Annotated in this window: 22 protein-coding genes, 1 pseudogene and 2 riboswitches; of the genes and pseudogenes, 11 read left to right on the top strand and 12 right to left on the bottom strand. The window is 46.5% G+C overall.

The features are described 5' to 3' along the window. Nucleotides 1–75: 75 nt before the first annotated feature. From AXX12_RS08600 to AXX12_RS08575, 6 genes are all read right to left on the bottom strand, one after another. Nucleotides 76–591, bottom strand: a complete 516-nt coding sequence (locus AXX12_RS08600) for a folate family ECF transporter S component (RefSeq protein ID WP_066241000.1) — start codon at nucleotides 589–591, stop codon at nucleotides 76–78. Between the two features lie 57 nt (nucleotides 592–648). Beyond that, nucleotides 649–749: riboswitch (THF riboswitch) on the bottom strand. Between the two features lie 165 nt (nucleotides 750–914). Beyond that, the gene (locus AXX12_RS08595) at nucleotides 915–1,259 is read right to left on the bottom strand and encodes a CGGC domain-containing protein (protein WP_066240997.1); all 345 of its coding nucleotides are present in this window, start codon (nucleotides 1,257–1,259) and stop codon (nucleotides 915–917) included. 173 nt (nucleotides 1,260–1,432) lie between these two features. Further along, nucleotides 1,433–2,257: a nitroreductase family protein gene (locus tag AXX12_RS08590; RefSeq protein WP_231881845.1), complete on the bottom strand. Its 825-nt coding sequence runs from the start codon at nucleotides 2,255–2,257 to the stop codon at nucleotides 1,433–1,435. 47 nt (nucleotides 2,258–2,304) lie between these two features. Further along, entirely contained in the window at nucleotides 2,305–2,673 is a 369-nt protein-coding gene (locus AXX12_RS08585; protein ID WP_066240994.1) for a cupin domain-containing protein, read from the bottom strand. A gap of 181 nt (nucleotides 2,674–2,854) precedes the next feature. Next, nucleotides 2,855–3,319: a pyridoxamine 5'-phosphate oxidase family protein gene (locus AXX12_RS08580; protein WP_066240991.1), complete on the bottom strand. Its 465-nt coding sequence runs from the start codon at nucleotides 3,317–3,319 to the stop codon at nucleotides 2,855–2,857. A 495-nt stretch (nucleotides 3,320–3,814) separates the two neighbouring features. Next, nucleotides 3,815–4,414, bottom strand: coding sequence for a DedA family protein (locus AXX12_RS08575; protein WP_066240987.1), 600 nt, complete (start codon nucleotides 4,412–4,414; stop codon nucleotides 3,815–3,817). A 363-nt stretch (nucleotides 4,415–4,777) separates the two neighbouring features. Here AXX12_RS08575 and AXX12_RS08570 point away from each other — a divergent pair, with 363 nt between their 5' ends. Together AXX12_RS08570 and AXX12_RS08565 are read left to right on the top strand one after the other, a co-directional pair. After that, nucleotides 4,778–5,947, top strand: coding sequence for an amidohydrolase (locus AXX12_RS08570; protein WP_066240984.1), 1,170 nt, complete (start codon nucleotides 4,778–4,780; stop codon nucleotides 5,945–5,947). A 105-nt stretch (nucleotides 5,948–6,052) separates the two neighbouring features. After that, complete coding sequence (locus AXX12_RS08565) at nucleotides 6,053–6,757, top strand: Bax inhibitor-1/YccA family protein (RefSeq protein ID WP_066240983.1); 705 nt, start codon at nucleotides 6,053–6,055, stop codon at nucleotides 6,755–6,757. Nucleotides 6,758–6,988: 231 nt separating this feature from the next. On the opposite strand, the gene AXX12_RS08560 is transcribed toward AXX12_RS08565, so the two are convergent. After that, entirely contained in the window at nucleotides 6,989–7,333 is a 345-nt protein-coding gene (locus tag AXX12_RS08560; protein WP_066240980.1) for a winged helix-turn-helix transcriptional regulator, read from the bottom strand. Between the two features lie 200 nt (nucleotides 7,334–7,533). Here AXX12_RS08560 and AXX12_RS08555 point away from each other — a divergent pair, with 200 nt between their 5' ends. The 3 genes from AXX12_RS08555 to AXX12_RS19270 all read left to right on the top strand — a co-directional run bounded on the left by AXX12_RS08555 (nucleotide 7,534) and on the right by AXX12_RS19270 (nucleotide 9,153). After that, nucleotides 7,534–8,136 carry a nitroreductase family protein gene (locus tag AXX12_RS08555; protein ID WP_066240977.1) on the top strand — a complete coding sequence of 201 codons (603 nt, stop codon included), beginning with the start codon at nucleotides 7,534–7,536 and terminating at the stop codon, nucleotides 8,134–8,136. Nucleotides 8,137–8,204: 68 nt separating this feature from the next. After that, nucleotides 8,205–8,846: an NAD(P)-dependent oxidoreductase gene (locus AXX12_RS08550; RefSeq protein WP_197470680.1), complete on the top strand. Its 642-nt coding sequence runs from the start codon at nucleotides 8,205–8,207 to the stop codon at nucleotides 8,844–8,846. Then, nucleotides 8,794–9,153, top strand: coding sequence for a hypothetical protein (locus tag AXX12_RS19270; RefSeq protein WP_156478614.1), 360 nt, complete (start codon nucleotides 8,794–8,796; stop codon nucleotides 9,151–9,153). Before AXX12_RS08550 ends, AXX12_RS19270 begins: the two co-directional genes overlap by 53 nt. A 129-nt stretch (nucleotides 9,154–9,282) precedes the next feature. Here the strand turns inward: AXX12_RS19270 and AXX12_RS08545 are convergent, their stop codons facing one another. Next, nucleotides 9,283–10,038: an AAA family ATPase gene (locus tag AXX12_RS08545; RefSeq protein ID WP_066240974.1), complete on the bottom strand. Its 756-nt coding sequence runs from the start codon at nucleotides 10,036–10,038 to the stop codon at nucleotides 9,283–9,285. Nucleotides 10,039–10,178: 140 nt separating this feature from the next. Between AXX12_RS08545 and AXX12_RS08540 the strand changes: the two genes are divergently transcribed. After that, nucleotides 10,179–10,982, top strand: a complete 804-nt coding sequence (locus AXX12_RS08540; RefSeq protein ID WP_066240971.1) for a 4Fe-4S binding protein — start codon at nucleotides 10,179–10,181, stop codon at nucleotides 10,980–10,982. Between the two features lie 64 nt (nucleotides 10,983–11,046). Here AXX12_RS08540 and AXX12_RS08535 read toward each other — a convergent pair whose 3' ends face one another. The 3 genes and pseudogenes from AXX12_RS08535 to AXX12_RS08530 form a co-directional block, all read right to left on the bottom strand. After that, nucleotides 11,047–11,907 (bottom strand): RNA polymerase sigma factor, encoded by an 861-nt coding sequence (locus AXX12_RS08535; protein ID WP_197470679.1) that lies wholly within the window; start codon nucleotides 11,905–11,907, stop codon nucleotides 11,047–11,049. Between the two features lie 232 nt (nucleotides 11,908–12,139). After that, nucleotides 12,140–12,247 (bottom strand): annotated as a pseudogene (locus AXX12_RS20280) (VOC family protein); the annotation flags it as partial. A gap of 248 nt (nucleotides 12,248–12,495) precedes the next feature. After that, nucleotides 12,496–13,167: a TVP38/TMEM64 family protein gene (locus AXX12_RS08530; protein ID WP_066240966.1), complete on the bottom strand. Its 672-nt coding sequence runs from the start codon at nucleotides 13,165–13,167 to the stop codon at nucleotides 12,496–12,498. 279 nt (nucleotides 13,168–13,446) lie between these two features. On the opposite strand from AXX12_RS08530, the gene AXX12_RS08525 reads away from it, so the two are divergent. Continuing rightward, nucleotides 13,447–14,622 carry a M20 metallopeptidase family protein gene (locus AXX12_RS08525; RefSeq protein WP_082816773.1) on the top strand — a complete coding sequence of 392 codons (1,176 nt, stop codon included), beginning with the start codon at nucleotides 13,447–13,449 and terminating at the stop codon, nucleotides 14,620–14,622. 43 nt (nucleotides 14,623–14,665) lie between these two features. Next, nucleotides 14,666–16,231: an ABC transporter substrate-binding protein gene (locus AXX12_RS08520; protein ID WP_066240960.1), complete on the top strand. Its 1,566-nt coding sequence runs from the start codon at nucleotides 14,666–14,668 to the stop codon at nucleotides 16,229–16,231. A gap of 118 nt (nucleotides 16,232–16,349) precedes the next feature. Here AXX12_RS08520 and AXX12_RS08515 read toward each other — a convergent pair whose 3' ends face one another. After that, the gene (locus tag AXX12_RS08515) at nucleotides 16,350–16,910 is read right to left on the bottom strand and encodes a DNA-3-methyladenine glycosylase I (protein ID WP_066242957.1); all 561 of its coding nucleotides are present in this window, start codon (nucleotides 16,908–16,910) and stop codon (nucleotides 16,350–16,352) included. Nucleotides 16,911–17,084: 174 nt separating this feature from the next. Beyond that, nucleotides 17,085–17,197, top strand: a riboswitch (TPP riboswitch). 74 nt (nucleotides 17,198–17,271) lie between these two features. On the opposite strand from AXX12_RS08515, the gene thiM reads away from it, so the two are divergent. The 3 genes from thiM (at nucleotide 17,272) to AXX12_RS08500 (ending at nucleotide 19,549) form a co-directional block, all read left to right on the top strand. Beyond that, the gene (gene thiM, locus AXX12_RS08510; protein WP_066242954.1) at nucleotides 17,272–18,084 is read left to right on the top strand and encodes a hydroxyethylthiazole kinase; all 813 of its coding nucleotides are present in this window, start codon (nucleotides 17,272–17,274) and stop codon (nucleotides 18,082–18,084) included. Then, entirely contained in the window at nucleotides 18,074–18,712 is a 639-nt protein-coding gene (gene thiE, locus AXX12_RS08505; protein WP_066240957.1) for a thiamine phosphate synthase, read from the top strand. Before thiM ends, thiE begins: the two co-directional genes overlap by 11 nt. A gap of 138 nt (nucleotides 18,713–18,850) precedes the next feature. Next, on the top strand, nucleotides 18,851–19,549 hold the full coding sequence (locus tag AXX12_RS08500) for an SIMPL domain-containing protein (RefSeq protein ID WP_066240954.1): 699 nt from the start codon (nucleotides 18,851–18,853) through the stop codon (nucleotides 19,547–19,549). The last annotated feature ends 93 nt before the right edge of the window (nucleotides 19,550–19,642 follow it).

The following is a 19,642-nucleotide window of genomic DNA, read 5'->3' as shown; positions in this document are numbered from 1 at the left end:
GGTTCCTTTGTTAAACAGAGCCAAGTTAGTGCCGGAGGTATAGCGGCTCTCATAGTAAAATCAATCTACAAATACCTAGTGATCAGTCCGGCTGTACTTCAAAAATTTTCCGCCCGTAAAATAACGGCAAACGCTATAAATTAAGAATATCTGAACGGGAAGCATAACTAGGCTTTTCGCAAGACGGGCCGGGATAAGAACCATTGCCGCTTTGCCTGTTAGGAATGAAAGCCATGCTGTATTTAAGCCTAGATCAACTACTGCGACGATAAGCGAGACTGCTATAGTCGTCCTTATCAGAGAAGGGTTTTGTTTATGCAAAAACAAACCGTAAATACATCCGCCGGCGAATGCGCTGACAGTAAAGCCGGGAAAGTAGGGAGCATGAGGGAAAATGAGCATTCCCAGAATATCTCCCACCGCAGCTGCCACGCCGCCAATAACAGGACCAAAAAGCATACCCGACAATGCAATCGGAATAAATCCGAAGCCGATTCGCAAAATGGGGGTCTGAATAGAAAGAAATCTGGTTAGAATGATATCCAGCGAAATCAGCAGCCCCAAAATAACAATCACGCGGGTTTTACTCAAAAAAAAGCGCCTCCTTTACATAACCATTTAGCCACGCAAAGAGATGCACTCTATTGTGGCAGCGGAATGCGGAAATTGCACCGCAAATCAAAGTGATCTTTCGTCTAGCGGCAACTTCCTGTCCAGCTAGCACTTAACGCACAATTTCCTACTCTGCCTAATTAGGTTTATAAGTATATTAGCCAATTCACATGAATAAAGCAAGCAAACGCCTACCAAAAAGTCTGTTCCCATTTGCGGCTGCTAAATAAAATTGGCGGTAAGAACATTGCCACCGGGCTAATCGAGCAGTTATTAAGGCTGCACCCCACGCAAACCGGCCTTTAGAGTCTTTTTGCCCGGAGGAAAACCGTAGCTCGTTCCTTACCTGTCTCCGGCCCGTGAGTATAGCCGACGACATCAAAGTGCTCAGCCAACCGCTGAGCCAGTGTTTCATAATTAGGCGACTTACCCCGCGTGCAGGAGGATAAGTGCACCACATCTACGCCATTTTTCAGCATCATCTCAATCTTATGATCAATATCTCCACCGGAGTGAGAAAAAGTTACAAGCTCAGCCTCATCCCCATATCTTGCAAAAGCATCTTTGCGCTGGAAAAAAGCATTGAGACAGCCTTTGCCCGTACAGCGCTGCATGGTTTCTTCCCTGACCAGTATTGCAATCTTCATAGTTCACCTCTTACGAAATAACAATAATCTTCATTCTCTTCAAAGATAGTTTGCTGATTGATTCCCTAAGTATTACATGATATATCCCGTTCCTGCTTCACTCCCGAGCTTGCCTTGGTACACAAAACAAATATCCGAGGCAACTCGGATATTTGTTTTTGAAATAGTAGTTTTTACCCGATAATGGTTAACACATCTTCTACCGGCTTGCGCGGCGGGGACGATCGTTTATCTGATAACGGAATACCAAGCGGTGTGATAGCTGCCAAATGGTAACCTTGTTTGTTAAAGCCAATATATGCAGAGATTTCCTGGGCAGCATAAGTCGGTCCGGTCATCCAGCAAGTGCCATAACCGATGCTGGCAGCAGCCAAGTGCAGATTCTCTAGGGCAGCAGCAACATTTTGGATACCGGGATTAGATTTAGCATACTGCATCGCCTCCGCCTGAGGCATGCCGTCAGCCACTAGCATATCAGCAATTGTTTCATAAGGACCTGCGTAAGCCAGGATAAGTGCAGGCGCTCCCTTAAAAACGGTGTGGTAGCCGACTTTGCCTTTAAATGCCTTGATTTTTGCCTCAGTTCGTAAGTAAGTACTCAATTCAGCATTTTTTTCCACGACAAGTTGGGCAATCTCGGCAATTTTATTTTTATCAGTAACAACAACAAAATGCCAATTTTGCTGATTATTACCGGAAGGAGCATAGGTTGCAGCCTTGATAAGTTCTTTAATCGTTGCTTCAGGCACTTGCTCCTCTTTAAACTGCCGCACACTATGACGTTTATAAATGAACTCGAATTCCATTAATACTACCTCCCAGTCAATTTGATTATCTTTATCAATCACACTCTTCGATATCCCTGTGATACTTGCTAACTGCCTTATCGAGGCATCCTCCACTGCCTTCATCTTTTTTATTATAGCATCTTCCTGTTCCTTTTCCAGTCTATGCAATTCACTACTACTGGAAACCCCTAATTCGCTTAAATACTTCATTACTTCTTTGCCGGGTAGATGTACCTTCCCCTTATTGGATTTGACTTTTAGTCAGCCAATACTTTCACCGCTTGTTCTTTGACTAAAACTCTATCTCCTTTGCTGCTCGGCTTCGATATTACAATGAATTCTATTGGCGCTTTCGAATTATTCATCATCTGATGAGGTGTGTTTGTAAGTATTTCTAATCCTTCATATTTATTTAACAATATTATTTCACTATTAACTTCCAGGGTTGCTTGTCCTGATAAAATAAAAAAAAACTGCTTTGCTTGTTCATGAAAATGTCTAACTTCTGAAGTTTGCGGAGGCATTTTTTCGTGTATAATACTTAATTCTTCGGTTTTGACCAAATGCCAGCCATCACATATATTTCCCCAAATATAATGTTCTGCGTTATTTTTACTAATTTTCATCTTTTATCCTCCATCACTGCATACTTCTCCTACACTAAAAACTAAACAGTGGACATTAGGGAATATTCCTACTTTGTCAGCATTTTGTCTTTATATCGAACATGCTAACTCTCCTAGCGAAACACAAGTAGGCTATACCGTATGCGGATAATCTAAAGCGGTAATTAGTATCTCACAGCTTCTATTTTCTGGCTTTCCCCGTAATGTGCTCAATATGTAGTTTTATGACTACGGTTTTGTGGTGGGCATTTTCAATATACTGGTTACCCTTTTCTATATAATCACGAGAATATTTCTCAATAAATTCCTTTAAAACTGCCTTTTTTTCCTGTTCATTCACTTCAGTCGCTTCGCCATAGACAATAGCGCTCGCATATTCCATACTAAACTTATCTGGTAAAGGAATCGCTTTGCCAACGACACAAAACGTCACTTTATTGTTCATGCGGATACAGCTTAGCTTCTGGCCCTCGGACGCACAGTGGAAATAGATATGCCCCCCTGTATATACATAACTTAGCGGCACGCCATAGGCATACCCATTATCGCCGCTAACAGATAATACACCATAGGATCCATTCTCCAAAATATCGTTTGCTTCAGCGGTAGTCAGCTCTCTATCCTGACGTCTGATTGCTTTGAACATTTTTATCGCCTCCTAAAGCATTTTATATTCACCCAGATATGAGCGACATTGGCGGCCCTACAACATCCTGCCATTATATCGAATCCCGAGTACGAGCTCCCCCCAGAATGACTCCAAAATGACTGGTGCAACGCAGATGGGCTCTAAGCTTAGGAGAACCGCCCCGTTATTACTGGGCGCCGCATTGCTTTGTAATTTTGAACGACAATTCTTTATTGTCCCGTAGTACGGTTAAATTCACTGACGCTTCTGCTCTCCCGCTAACTATCATCTGGTGCATCTCCTCAAGCGGTTTGCTGTTCACAGGGATGTTATTTAATACAATGTTCTTCTTTTTCCTGGCTATCCCTGCCAGGGATTAATTAGCATTTGAGAAATCCAAACTGATGATTGAATCCCAAAATAGACATTATGTGACAAGCGGGAGCGTTCCCCGGTTTGACAACATTTATTAGGCAATGCCTCTGCCAGGCGCCTAGCACTTAACTTAGCATGTTACAGCCTATTTTTACTATGTACGGGAAGGAAACTTCTAAACACATATACCAAAATCAATAAACCGCCTCCGATAGCAACCCACTTAAACAATGGGTTGTCTGCCATACTATGCCATCTGCTGCCTAGCACAGCCCCAGCACCTAAAAAGATGGTTAGCCAGAGCACCGCGTGCACCATGTCGTAGATAAGAAATTTGACAATGTAAATACCGCTGATGCCAGCTACGTAGGGGGTAATATTGCCTATTGTCGGTATAAAGCGACCGCCGATAACATAAGCCGCGGCCGACTTCTGCAAAAGTTCCTGCGCCTTGCCAATGCGTTCCGGGGTTAGTTTAATGTATCGCCCCCATCTCTTTATAAAGGGTTCTCCAATATGACGCCCGATCATAAAGGCAGAAAGTGAGCCCAGCAGGTAGCCTAGCAGAGATACCAGCCAGGCTATGATAATATTAAACTCTCCTTGTTTTGACAAAAAACCTGCCAGGGCTACCAACACGCTGCCTGGAAAGGGCAATCCTATTGCTTCTAAAAAAACTCCTGCAAACACCCCTGGCAATCCCATGCTGCTTAAAATTTCAAGAATCCTGTCAAACAAAATATCCCCTCCCCAGCCTATTATGGCTGAAGAAAGTATTAAATAATTAAGTTTCGCAGGTTCTTTATCATTCGAGTGCTTATCACTTACTTAAATTGCAAAGCACGTAAAGGTCAAATTGTCTGGGTATATGAAACCATCTCAGGATCTTGCCAATACCTCTTTGGCAAAGAGCAAGATCCTTACGGACACCATGTGCCGTAAGGATCCTTTTTTGTTCATTAGCAGTTGTTTAGTCTGTTCCCTTGTTTCCCTCCCCATCGCAAGCTTTGTCGGTTTTTTACTTTACAAGGATACTTTTTTCTCATAGACTAGTTTTATATGGAAAGGGTATCCAAAATATGTTCACTAGGAGGCTGTTTCATGGAGCTTAGGGAACTACATGCTAAGGTAGAACAAATTCAAGACAAAGTAATTGCCTGGCGGCGCCAGCTTCATGCCAATCCTGAGTTGTCCTTTCAAGAAATCAAAACTGCTCAGTTTGTCCATGATACTCTACAATCTTTTGGTAATCTGGAAGTATCCCGTCCAACGAAAACCAGTGTTATGGCGCGCCTGATTGGCGGAAAGCCAGGCAAAGTTCTGGCACTGCGGGCAGATATGGATGCATTGCCGTTGCGAGAAGAAAACGCAGTCGGCTATGCATCGAACAATGCTGGCGTTATGCATGCGTGTGGACACGACGGCCATACTGCCATGTTGCTTGGTACAGCTTGCATCTTTTCCGGCATGAAGGAGGAACTCGAAGGTGAGGTTCGCTTCTTCTTTCAGCACGCAGAAGAATTGTTCCCCGGAGGCGCTAAAGAGATGGTAGAGGCCGGCGTCATGAACGGGGTGGATTATGTCCTTGGCGCCCATGTCTTTCCTGGCTTAGAAAAGGGAAAAGTCAGCGTTGGCCGCGGCATCCGCTGCGCTGCGCCGGACACGTTTGAAATCACGATTATCGGCAAAGGCGGCCATGCGGCCCATCCGGAGACCTCTGTCGACCCGATCGCGATTGGCGCGCAAGTTGTAAGCAATCTGCAACACATCGTTGCCAGACAGATAGATGCCTTGGATAATGTTGTCATCTCAATCACTCAATTCCATGCCGGCACAGCCGATAACATCATACCGGATGAAGTAAAAATGTGCGGCACAGTGCGCAGCTTTGATCCCAAACTGCGCGAATATGCCCCCCAAGCCATGGAGCGGATAATTAAAGGCATAACAGAGGCGCACCGGGCCAGCTATATGTTCAAGTATCAGGATGGATACGATCCGCTCATAAATGATGCTGAGGTCGCGACAATACTAGAGAGAGCCGCCTGTGAACTTTTTGGCGATACGGTCCTTGAAACCATGAAGCCCAGCATGGGCGGGGAAGATTTTTCGGCATTCTTGCAAAAAGCTCCCGGAGCCTTCTTTCGCGTCGGTGTCGGCGAACCAAACCAGGATAACTATCCTTTACATCATTCCCGCTTTGATTTTGACGAAAAGGCGCTTAGTGTCGGCATAAAGCTTTTTGTCCACGCCAAATCCAAGCTAAACTAACGCAAAAGGCTCTTCTTCCGGATCAAGCGATGAAAACAGTTGGAAAAATATCCTGTCCTATAGTATATTAGAAATATACTATCGTTAAAGGAGCGCTGCTATACAATGCAAAATCAGCCTTCCCCGTATGATGCGGGAAATAGTAAAGCTATCGCTCTTGTACAAAGCTTTTTTATGCAGGTTTACGGCTGGATGACCTCCGGTCTTTTAGCGACAGCCATACTTGCATACTATACCGCACACTCACCGTTCCTGCTCAGCATGATCTTTGGCAATAAGCTGGTTTTTTACGGATTGCTGCTGGCGAATTTGGGCATTGTTTTTGGTCTGAGCCGTTCGATTCATTCTCTCAGCGCAACAGCGGCCAGTTTTTTATTCTTTGTGTACTCAGCGTTGAACGGGCTGACTCTGGCGTCAATCTTTTTACTTTACACACATGAATCAGTCGCCACCGTCTTTTTTATCACGGCTGGCACCTTTGGCGCAATGACCACTTATGGCTATGTAACCAAAGCTGATTTAAGCAAGTGGGGCAGCATTCTGTTTATGGCCTTAATCGGCCTCATCATTGCTTCTCTGGTTAACATGTTCTTGCAAAGCCCCGCATTGATGTGGGTTCTGACCTATGCCGGGGTTCTGGTCTTTGTCGGTCTGACCGCTTATGACACCCAGCGGCTCAAGGCAATGGCCTACAATCTTGATGACGAAGAGACGGTGGGCAAGTTTGCCGTTCTCGGCGCGCTTACCTTATATCTTGATTTCATTAATCTATTCCTGTATTTACTACGAATTTTCGGTAAACGACGGTGACTAATTTTTGCCGTTAAAACACTATGCCCCTTTGACAAAAGAGCAAGACCCTTACGGACACAATATGCCGTTAGGGTCTTTTTTTGTTCACTAGCACGCATAGTGATAGAACCGTTATTCGCGCTATTTAAAGCATGCCAAGCGGGAACTTCCCCGTTCGGGACTTGCACCCGCGAGGATAAACCCTCGCGTCTTCTGGAAAGCAGTTTACAGCATCCAGACGATTGGATATCAAGGCAACCGATCCGGATTTGCCCAGCCGCATTGCTTGCCCCATTTCTCCAAAACATCAAACACCGGTAATAGTCCCTTGCCAAGATCGGTCAATGAGTATTCGACCCTTGGCGGGACTTCGTTATACTGGTTTCTGTTGATGACTCCCGCATCCTGCAACTCTTGCAAAGTCTGTGCCAGCATCACATTTGAAATGCCGTTTAATTGCCGACGCAACTCATTAAACCGAATAACTTCCTGTTTCGCCACCTGCCATACAACATGCATCTTCCATTTGCCGCTCAATAGCTCTATCGTGTATTCGATAGGGCAAGGGATAGATGATAATTCACGTCTTTTCATAACAGCCTCCAACGGTAAGTTTTTTAATAGTATGTAACAAAAAACTTAGTACTTGTTCATTACTTATTATCATGCTAGTATTATATTCAATTAAACACGCATTGTAAAGCCGGGAAAATGCAAGATAGTAATGACGCTGCACATCGTATTTATCGCCTGAATTCTTTCCGGCAATCCAATTTAAAAGGAGGTAGGTTATTATGTCAAAAACATTTTGGGAAGCGGTTAAGGCCAGACGCAGCATTTACGGCTTCAGTGATGAAAAAGTGGTTAGCGAAGAACGGATTGAGGAAATCGTCAGGGATGCTATCAGGCTTACTCCCTCACCATTCAATTCACAGAGCACAAGAATTGTCCTGCTTTTCGGAGAGCAAAGCAAGAAGTTGTGGCAGGTTACGCTTGAGACTTTGCGCAAGCTGACCAGTAAGGAACAGTTTGCCGATACGGAGAAAAAGATAACCGGCGCCTTCGCGTCCGGTTACGGAACAGTACTTTTCTTTGAGGATCAAACCGTGGTAGATGGTCTTGTCAGCGGATTCCCGCTTTATGCCGACCGTTTTCCGGTGTGGTCGCAGCATACGAATGCGATGCACCAGTTTGTGATATGGACAGCGCTAGAGGCCGAAGGTCTTGGCGCGTCCCTGCAGCACTATAATCCGCTGATTGACAACGCCATTCAGACAGAATGGGGCGTTCCGGCTAGTTGGAAGCTGGTCGCGCAGATTCCGTTCGGCAAAGCTTTGGCAGAACCTGCTGAAAAACAAATATCAGATATTGATGCCCGGTTGAAGGTTTTCAGATGACAGGTTCGTTCGTGACGGAGCGATAGATTTTCAGGATGTTTGTATCACAACGTAAGGGAGTCGTTATTATGAAAATTGCTTTAATCGGCGCCACGGGCTTTGTCGGCTCGAAGCTGCTTGCAGAGGCGCTTTCAAGAGGCCATGAGGTGACGGCAATCAGCCGTGACAGTGCCAAAATCACTGCGCAGGGGGCAGGGCTTATCCCTGCCGCGGTCGATGTATACGACAGCAAGGCCCTGACAACTGTGTTAGAAAATCAGGATGCGGTCATCAGCGCATTTAACTCCGGCTGGCAAAATCCCAATCTGTACGCGGATTTCAAGCGGGGCTACGCCTCCATTCTCGAGGCTGCCAAGAAAGCCCATGTAAAAAGAATTCTGGTGGTGGGCGGCGCGGCCAGCCTGATACTGCCTTCCGGTAAACGGGTGTATGATGTGAACATCCCGGAAGATTTCAAAGCTGCCGTACAGGGTCCGCTGGAACTGTTGGAGGAACTGCGCCATGAAACGGAACTGAACTGGTCCTTTATCAGCCCCGCGCCTAATTTGACCGAGGGGGATAAGACCGGCCGCTTCCGGATTGGCAGGGATAATCCGGTCACAGATGAAAAGGGTGAAAGCAAAATCTCAGTCGGCGACCTGGCGGTTGCCATTCTGGATGAGATTGAAAAACCGCAATTTATCCGTCAGCGTTTTACGGCCGGCTATTAGATCTGCTTTTTCTTATCCAACCGGCAATCTGCAGCAAGCGGTGGAAAAGGCTGGCAGATTGGCACGCCAGCCCTACAGGTTGCCTAACCGGGAACGGTTAGCTCATGCTACAGGATTAAGAATAACCGCCGTCTTTGAGCTGGGCGGTTATTCTTTTTTATCCCTTTTGCTCCAGCTGTTCGCCGTAAAAACGGGATGTAACTCCGGGAAAAATTCAAGCCAGACCAACAATGCCTGCCTGACAGAGGTATCACCCTGTCGGCAGGCATTGTTGTCAGATATGGCTATTATTGATTTCTATCTTTAGCTTCATTAAATCTGTAAAAAACTCTACAGGAACCAGCGTTTTTTCATTGACGATTTCCGGTGGATAAGCTAATTGGACAGCCAAAGCATTACTGTATCCCCGTCGGCCTTAAAGACGCATTGATTACCGTTAGCTCATTAATATATTCAACATCTTATTATAGTTATTGATAAACTGCTTGGTCACTATGTAATGTTCTGTTTGCTCATACGCGACCTGACGCAAACCAGTTTTGTCCGCTGCCAATTGGTAAATAATTGAGTCCGGATAGGACATGAGAATGGGTGAATGAGTTGCAATAATAAATTGTGAATTTAAGTTTACCAGTTGGTGAATTCTCGCTAGCAATGCCATTTGTCTGACAGGCGACAACGCCGCTTCAGGTTCATCCAGAATATACAAACCATTGCCGCCAAACCGGTTCTGGATAGCGGAAAAAAAGGATTCTCCATGCGATTGTTCGTGAAGAGAATGCCCGCCGTAAGAATCAATCACGCTTCGGCCAATGCCTTCGGCATCCATTTTTTCGATAGCGGTTGCCAGATTAAAGAAACTCTCGGCCCGCAGAAAAAATCCGTCAAGCATTCGTTTGCTGCCTTTAATCAACCGTATATAATTATGTAAATCCGAATGAGAATCTCTTGATGAAAAATTAAAATTGAGCGTGCCTCCCTCAGGGTTAAATCCCCGGGTAACGGCAATTGCTTCTAAAATAGTTGACTTGCCAGTGCCATTCTCGCCAACAAAAAAGGTGACTCGTGGGTGAAGTTTTATCTCAGTTATATTTTCAAAGACCGGCAAGCAAAAAGGATAGCGGGAAGGATCCTGGATATTTTCCTTTTGCAGTTGAATACTGCGAATAAAAGACTCATTCTGTTGCAGCATCGCTAAGCCACCTCAACTAGCCCAAAGAATCCGGGAAGGCATAAAAAACAAAGAAGGGCTATTTTTTCTTGATTATTTTTGTAACCTTTAGCCTCTTGCAACAGTCTAACCTTTAGGATCAAAAAACAGGAGGCAAAGACATGAACAACAGGCAATTGGAGGTTACGGCTAATTTACCTGACCAAAAGGAACGAATCAAGGATTTTGTGCTGGGACTGGGCGTGGATGATGTCGGTATAGCGGCGGTATCTAGCTACAACAGCCCCAAGTCGGCGAAAATGGAATCGATCTTCCCGGAAGCCCAATCCATGATCGTACTCGCCTACAAGGAGCCTTCCAACTGCGATAGTCCGAACAGGCAGATCGCCATCAACGGCAGGCTGGATCTGATCGAGTTCTCTCAATCCTGTAATTACAGGCTGGCACGGTTTCTAGAAAAGGAATATGACGCCAGAGCCATGACCGTACCATATTCCTTTCCTATAGACATGAACAAAAGGGGGATCGCGGACGTGTCCCTGCGCCATGCGGCGGTTGCCGCGGGGTTGGGTTCTTTTGGCCGGCACAACCTGGTGATCCACCCAAAACATGGCGCTCGGTTAATCTTTACGGCGATCCTTTGCGATATCGATCTGCCATCTGATCCTCCGGTGAAAGAGAATTTATGCAACCGGTGCAACATTTGCGTGGAAAGCTGTCCTGTAGGGGCTCTCAATGCGGCGGGTAAAACCGATGTCGACAAATGCAGCCCGCATATTCAGCCTCATGGCTTGAGGGGTACCATCTCTTTCTGGCGTAAGTTCGTAGACAGCGCGCCAGAAGAGCAGAAAGAAATGTTTCTGGATAATTATTTTATGGAACTGTGGCAGGCAGGAATTGTAAAGAACATGTATGTTTGTTTCAATTGCCGGAACTCCTGCCCCGTCGGGCAATCAAAAAAGTAACGATCATTTTTATCAGACTCCCCGTTTCTGCCTTTATAATTGTAAGACTGAAAACGAACTGGTGTCATGAAAAAATCGTCCACTCCTTTTTCTCTAAAGCCTGCTTAATCCGTTTGGCCAGGGCTTCGTCGGCATTTTCGGGATAAAGCTGCTGGTAGATGGCGCTCAGCGTTTGAATTTTACCTATGTCGGCGACAGCCTGGATAACGATGAGCGGACGGGAGCTGGCCGGATGCTCCGCCGTGAGCCAGCCCTGAGCACGGCCAAAACGTACCCATTGGTCGCAGCGGCAGGGGTTGGCTTCATTGATAAGCTTGCAGCGTCCGCTCAGAAAGGCGGCGATACGTTTTTTAGCGCGGTAAAGGGTGATCTTGACGGCAGGCAGCGAGCATCCCAGAATTTCGGCGATTAGCTTTTGCGGCAGGGTCAGGCTGACGGCGAGGCTGAATACGATACGCTGGCTGGGTGTAAGGCATTCAGTGAAGTAGTGCAGACACCGGAAGCGGGCCTCGTTGGCTAGCACTTCGGCTTCCGGGTCACTGGCCGGGTTGGTGTCGATGATGTCGTCCAGGCAGTAGCCGAGGTCTTCGGTGACAGTCTGGATGGGCAGCTTGTCGCGGTATTTGAGGTAGTCGCGAGCGACATTCAAGGCAATGCGGTATATCCAGGTAAAGAAAGCGCTGTCATTGCGGAAGGAGGAAAAGGCGCGGAATGCCCGCAGGAAGGCCTCTTGGGTTATTTCCTCGGCATCGCTGGCATTACCGGCGAGAGCAAGCGCCAAATGGTAGACCTTGGGATAGTTTTCATCGTAAAGACGACTAAAAGTTACGCTGCTTCCCAGGGTTGTCATGGTAATCACCTCAAGCTGGATATATCGCAGGCCTATTACGTATTCTGGTGAAATCGACCATCGAATCCGGTTCAACCGGCCACTCCCATCAGAGCGGAGCGACGGTTTGTTTTTACTGTATCACAGTAACCTATTTCTGCCAATATTGTTTGTTAAGAACTACCTCCACTTTCGATTGCTATGTCTATTCCGGGACGGACTCGCCCAGGCTAATGGCAGCGATCAATCAGTTTGGCGTTCACTGCCATTCAGCCGGCAAGAGAGGGCGGGCATCGCCCGTCCTCTCTTGCTGCAGCATGTAAAAACGCTATTCTTCAATAACCAGCATATCATTCTCATCAAACTTCCACGAATCAGCATAGGCCACTTCTCAATAATACCCGTCCAAATCTCTGAAATAACCACTATATCCGCCCCTACACCAAAAATACACAGATCCGCGCGTGATCCGAATTTGATTATAAAACTATCTCATTTTGTCGTCCCTTATTTTTTGAAATACTACCCGATCTTCCCGGTACAAAAAATCACTCATGTTTTAAAAACATGAGTGATCATTACCTACGAAAAACTTAGGGACAGGGTTTATGTTTCAGTCTTCCAGACCTGCATGGACGCGGCGCTTGTGCTGTTTTTTGGCGCTAGTCCACGGACGGGATTTTATCAGCCGGTTGATGTGTTACGAGTGTTGATACGTTTTCCATAGCATAGGCAAATAGCCATTACGCCAATGCCGCCGGCAACCAAAGCAGCCCTGGCTAAAGACTGGGACAAGCTATCTCCCAAATAGCTAAAAGCGATGGCTCCTGGCATGCTGCCAATGATTGTTGCCGCGAAATATGGCCAAAACCGCACCTTTGACAGTCCAGCCATAAAACTAACAACATCCCAAGGCAAAACGGGAGCTAACCGCAAGAGCAGCACTGTTCTAAAACCATGTCTGACAGCCTGGTCATCGAGTTCCTCCATCGGTATCCACTTAGGCCAAGAACGTTTGAGCCTGTCACATCCCAACAGACGGGCTAATCCAAAACAAAGCGCGGCTCCGAAAGCAGTGCCAATAATCAGATATATCGTCCCCCATAGCGGTCCGAACGTCAAGCCGCCTGCGACGCCCAATACAATAGCCGGAAAGAAAAAAAACGGCCGAATAATATTGCATAAAATATATAGGAGCGGACCCCAATAACCCCATGCCAGAATCATGTCGCGAATAGTCTCCGGTTTAAACCGTTCTGTGCCGATTCCGTAAATATAGATAGCCCCGATTATGATAAATCCTGCAAAATAGCTCGTTAATGACGGCTTAACCGTTGTTTTATCGTAATATCTCATAGGTGTTAATTATAGCCAATATGTCTCTACAATGTAAAGAAGAATTATTACAACTCGTAACTGGGTACGAAACGCAACTTGAACGTAACTTATTGAAACGGCTTGACGAAAGCGCAAGGCAGCGGTAAAGTATTTAATGAAACATATATATGCTGATCAGTACACTGAAGGCTAAGACTATCTCTCACAGGGATGTTGCTTAGTCATTTTATTTTTCAAATGACTCTCTTCTATTGCGGCCTAGAAATACTATTTGGTAAATAAGGAGATATCAGTAGTATGCAATTTATCACAAGAGCAAAAGAATTACTACCGGATTTGGTAAAAATCCGCCGGGAACTGCACCGCTTCCCTGAAGTCAGTTGGCAGGAACACCAGACAACAGCGCGTATCAAAGACCATCTTGAGAAAATAGAGATTCCCGTAATATCCTGGAATGATTGCACCGGAGCAATGGGAATCCTGTGCGGCGAATCGCCTGGGCCAGTAGTGGCATTGAGAGCAGATATCGATGCTTTGCCTGTTCAAGAAGAAAATGTGGTTTCTTATCGCTCGGAATATCCTGGAATCATGCATGCGTGCGGACACGATGTCCATGCGACATGCCTTATCGGCGCCGCTAAGTTATTGAGAGAAAAAAGGCATCTGTTGTCAGGAACGGTGAAATTTCTCTTTCAACCAGCGGAGGAAGTTGCCGAAGGCGCAAAAAAGTTGCTAGAAAAAGGAGTTTTGACTGACCCCGAAGTTCATGTCATTTTCGGGTTACATACTCAGCCTGATATTCCGGTTGGGCAGATTGGTTTGAAATCAGGAGCTTTGATGGCTTCAACCAATGCGGTTTCCATTCGTATCAAAGGTGAAGGGGGGCATGGAGCCATTCCCCACAGGACCAGAGACCCCATTGTGGCCGCCGCGGCAATTATTCAGGGAGTGCAGGCTATTGTCAGCAGGCGGATTGATCCTCTGGATTCAGTGGTCATCTCTTTCGGATCTATTCATGGCGGGCGCATCGGCAACGTGATTCCCGATCAAGTGGAACTTGCCGGAACGATTCGCACTGTCAATCAGATAACACGGCAGAGCGTACTGCAGCAGTTGCGGGATTTTCTTGCCTATACGGCGGCGGCGACGCAGACGGAAGTGGAATTGGTCATTCATGAAGGTCTTCCTGTGCTCGATAATGCTCCGGAATTAATCAGCTTTTGCCGGGAATCGCTGAACCGCGTTTTTCCCGCTGCTTCTGTTGAAGAAGCGAAACCAACAATGGGGGCGGAGGATTTTTCCCTATATCAGGAGAATATTCCCGGTGTATTTTTATGGCTGGGCACAGGAAACGCTGCAAAGGGATATAATCATCAGTGGCATCATCCCCAATTTGATGTGGATGAAGAAAGCCTGGCTTACGGTGCAGCCGCCCTGGCCCAGTTAGCGTTTGATTTTCATAGTGTAAATTAGCAGGCAGCGATAACAAAAATGCAGATATGGGAGGATGTCTAGGATGAGCAAAAAATGGGTAAGTGTGCTTTTGGTTATTGTCACAGCGGCGTTTCTATTGGCCGGATGCGGTAAGAATGACAGCCATTCTGCAGCAAAAGAAAAGATCGTCATCGCTCAGAGCTCAGACGCTATGTATTTAGACCCTCAGGTTATCGATGACGGAAGCACGAATTCTATTTTATGCAATATCTATGATGGCTTGGTTAACCGGCAAGCGGACTTGTCCATCGTTCCCGGGCTTGCCGAAAAATGGGAACAGAAAGATGATCTTACCTGGATTTTTTATCTTCGCAAAAATGTTGTCTTTCACAATGAGAAAGCGTTTACCGCTGACGATGTTGTATTTACGATTGACAGGCTGAAAAAGCAGAAAGTAGTCAGCGGCTTTGCCCGTGGGATCGCCAACGTCAGGAAAATTGACGACTACACAGTGGAGATCAAAACTCCAACGCCGTATCCCATATTGCCGAACGATTTGGTTAAAGTCCGTATTATTAATAAAGAGTATGTGACGCAAGTCGGCAACGAAACCTTCAATCAGAAACCGGTAGGAACCGGTCCATATAAAGTGACGGAATGGATTAAGGAAGACCATCTCACGCTGCAAGCAAATGAAAAATACTGGCAAGGCTCGCCGCAAATCAAAACGGTGATTTTCAGGCCGATTAGCAATGAGGCGACGAGAACGGCGGCTTTGCTCAGCGGTGAAGTGGATGTCATTGCTGATGTTCCTGTCAGGGATGCCGAAAGAATTGAAAAAGACAGCAAGCTCAAGCTGGTCCGGGAACCAAGCCTGCGGCTTATCTATCTGATTCTCGATATTGGCCGGGACAGGACGCCGGCAGTCGACCTGCCTAAGAATCCTTTCCAGGATGAGCGGGTGCGTCAGGCCGTCCGCCTGGGCATTGATATCGACTCGATCATAAAAAATGTGATGAACGGTCGCGCTTATCCTGCTGAACAGGGAAATCCGAAAGAGGTAATCGGTTTTGTATCGGGCTTGCAAGCAGTCAAGTATGATCCGGAAAAAGCCAAAGCCCTTTTGGCTGAAGCCGGTTATCCGAACGGCTTTACCGTAACTTTGGATGCGCCGAACAACCGGTATCCCAATGACTCTAAGGTTGCTGAAGCTATCGCCAGCCAATGGGCAAAAATCGGCATTAACGTTAAACTGAACCTGATGCCTAAAGCACTGTATTTTGATTACACGCGGCTTGCGGACAAAACGACCGTCAGCTTAATCGGCTGGACGTCGGAAAATGCGGACGCCGGTTTTTGGTACCGGGCATTTTTCTATAGCAAAGACAAAAAGCCGGGATACGGGACATCCAATCGCTCTTTTTATACCAATCCCGAATTTGACAACTATATTGATCAGGCTGACAGTACTGCCAGGCTGAACGAGCGGGCTCAATTCCTGCAACAGGCAACACGCCAGTTGCAGAAGGACCTGCCGCTTCTTCCCTTGTACTTCCAGGAAAATGCATATGGCTTTTCCAAGAGAATCAATTTCACGCCACGCAAAGACGAGTATATTTACGCTTCTGATATTCAGTGGAGTAAATAATACATACCGGCTTGGTCAGTTTAATTCGCGATTGAAGAGACCGCCTAAAAAGCATCAACGCTTTTAGGCGGTCTCTTCTGCATCCTCTTCGTCGTAAACAACATCCCTGCCCAGTCTGTCAATAAGCTTGTTTTCGCACAAAGCAATCTTTTGTATGGTCATTTACCATGCCTGTGGCCTGCATAAACGCATAGCAGATTGTCGAGCCGACAAATTTAAAACCCAGTTTACGTAATGCCTTACTCATCCTGTCTGATTCGATCGAAGTAGCCGGTACTTCAGACGAGCTTGTCCAATGGTTGGTTATCGGTTTGCTATCAACAAATTGCCAAATGAAGTGACTGAAGCTGCCATGCAATTCCTGCATCGCCAAAAACTGTTTGGCGTTTTCAATCGCAGCATTGATTTTAAGCCGGTTACGGATAATTCCGGGGTTAGCCATAAGCTCTGCCACTTTTCCAGCATCATACTGAGCAATTTTACGGGCATCAAACCCATCGAAAGCCTGACGAAAGTTCTCCCGTTTTTTTAGAACAGTAGTCCAGCTAAGTCCTGCCTGCATTCCTTCCAGTATTAACATTTCAAATAGCTTCCGGTCATCATATACCGGAACTCCCCATTCATCATCATGGTAACGTATCATTAATTCATCTTGACCAGCCCAAGTACACCGTTGCAGCATGGTTAACCTCCCTATTCACAAATCCATCGAATACCTCCCTCTATTATATACAAAACGATAAGATACCTGTATGTCATCGTACAATTTTTGCTATTTCGCCACAAGGGACGATCGTTTCCCAAGACAGTTGATTTCTTGTTGGAAGGTGGTAAACTATAACTAAATAGAATAATGAAAGTTCAGGGGAGCTGGAAAGGCCGGCTGAGATACAAACCCGAGGATGTTTGTGACCCTATGACCTGATCTGGATAACGCCAGCGTAGGGATGAGCGAAGTGATTGTATATTTCTGCAGCGCATCCAGCCGGATGCGCTTTTATTATTATCGAGAAACGATGATATGGGGGGTATATAAGACAATGGAAGTACTGCAAAAAATTGCTGACAATCTACTGCGATTAAGAGAGAGAAAACCACTTGTTCATCACATAACGAATTACGTAACGGTGAACGACTGCGCCAACATTACCCTTGCAATCGGCGCTTCCCCGGTCATGGCCGATGATATTGCGGAAGTAGAGGAAATGGCCTCTTTCGCCTCCGCTCTGGTACTCAACATGGGAACCCTAAATGCCCGGACGATCGAATCGATGTTGGCAACGGGCCAAAAGGCGCGTCAAAGAGGAATTCCTGTTGTTTTCGATCCGGTTGGAGTTGGGGCGACAAGCCTGCGGACGTCTACTGCTAAACAAATTATTCGGGAGGTTCGTCCCACGGTGATTCGCGGCAATATGTCGGAAATCAAAATCATCGCTGGCCTGGATGTAGCAATCAAGGGAGTTGATTCAGTGGCAAGCGAAGACGCCGGAGAAAGCGTAGCGAGCAATCTCTCCCACAAACTTGACTGCGTGGTTGCTATAACCGGTAAGACAGACATTATCGCGCAAGGAAATCGGATTTACCGTATCGACAACGGGCATGCGCTGCTTTCGCAAATAACCGGATCCGGATGTATGGCCACCTCGCTGATCGGATGCTTTTGCGGGGCTGCCGACGATTGGTTCGCCGCAACGGCGGCGGGAATTGTGACGATGGGATTAGCTGGTGAACTCGCGCATGCCTCGTTGCAGCCAGGCGACGGCATCGGCACTTTTCATATCCGGCTATTTGATGCTGTTTCAGTAATAAATCCGGATATCCTGAAGAAGGGTGGCAAAATTGATGAGCTGTAACCAAAGTATCGACTACTCGTTGTATCTGGTGACTGACCGGCAGCTGCTAGCCGGCAAGGATTTGGCGGCAACAGTCGAGCAAGCCATTCTCGGCGGAGCAACTCTGGTGCAGCTTCGGGAAAAGGACGCATCAACCAGAGACTTCTATCAGCAGGCTGTCTTGATCAAGCAAATCACCGGCAAATATCATGTGCCGCTGATTATTAATGACCGGGCCGATATCGCCCTGGCGGTCGATGCAGACGGACTGCACATCGGGCAAGAGGACCTTCCCTTGCATATTGCGCGGCAGATAGTAGGACCGGAGAAGCTTATCGGCGTATCCACTGCGACTCTGGAGCAGGCATTGGCAGCAGAAGCAGCGGGTGCGGATTACTTGGGAATTGGAGCGATTTTCCCTACAGGCACGAAAAGCGACGCGGATAGTGTCAGCCTGGAGGAACTGCGAACCATAAAGGCAAAGGTGAGAATTCCTATAGTCGCCATCGGAGGCATCAATGAGACCAACATCAATAGCGTCATGTCGGTTGGGGTAGATGGAGCCGCCGTCGTCTCGGCGATCCTCTCCCGGCCCGACCCCTTGCGGGCCGCTGCCTATTTGCGTCAACTGATAGCACTAGCCTATTAACGACTATCTGCGCGAAAATAGAAACCGTATCTGCATTTATCGACCGTTTCCAAAAAACAATTTGGATTTAAATGCCGTTACCTTTTCAAAAATCAGACGTTTGATAACATAGAAGGTAAAATATTGGAGGTTATGAAAATGTTTAAAAAAGTTGCTATCCTACTGACAATGGGTTGTCTGTTAGCCGCTCCGGCCTTTGCCAATGAGGCTGCGAAAACGCTGATACAGGTGACTGGAACTAGTCAAAAAGAAGTTATCCCTGATGTTGCCCGAATGACTATCTCAATAAGCTCGGTAAACGACAATCTGGAAAAAGCCAAAGCTGAAAATACGCAAAACAGCAATCAGGTCTTGGCTAAGCTGAATGCTCAGGGAGTGTCAAACGAACAAATCAAAACAAATACATATCAGGTTGAGCCGATTTACAGCTATGAAAAAGACCGGTTGCCTAAACTAAAAGGCTATCGTGTAACCAACAGCCTGGAAATCCGTACTTCCATTGAAAACCTGGGGATTTTGGTGAATGAAGTAACAGCCGCAGGCGCTAATGAGATAAACTCGATCCGTTTCGAAACCACCAATGAAGCAGACGGCAAAAATGAAGCATTAAAAGCTGCAGTTGAAGATGCTTTGAAAAAAGCGGAAGTGATTGCGACTACGCTAAATAAGAAAATCGCCAATGTAACACTGGTAAATGAGTCTGGCGTATACTATCACCCGGTTATGATGGATAACAGATTGTTGAAAACAGCTGATGCGGGCGCGGCTGCTCCGAATATCCCCGCCGGCAAGGTAACCATCGGCGCAAACGTTCAGGTAACAGTTGTTTTGGAATAAGCAGCTATCGCTGTACGAAGGATAAAGAGGACCACCGCCTGGGAACAGGTGGTGGTCCTCTTTATCACATTCAACCTAATGGCACATTTGAAT

Origin of the sequence: Anaerosporomusa subterranea, from assembly GCF_001611555.1 — a bacterium.
In the GTDB taxonomy this organism is placed as follows: domain Bacteria; phylum Bacillota; class Negativicutes; order Sporomusales; family Acetonemataceae; genus Anaerosporomusa; species Anaerosporomusa subterranea.
This window is presented reverse-complemented; position numbering and strand designations above follow the sequence as displayed.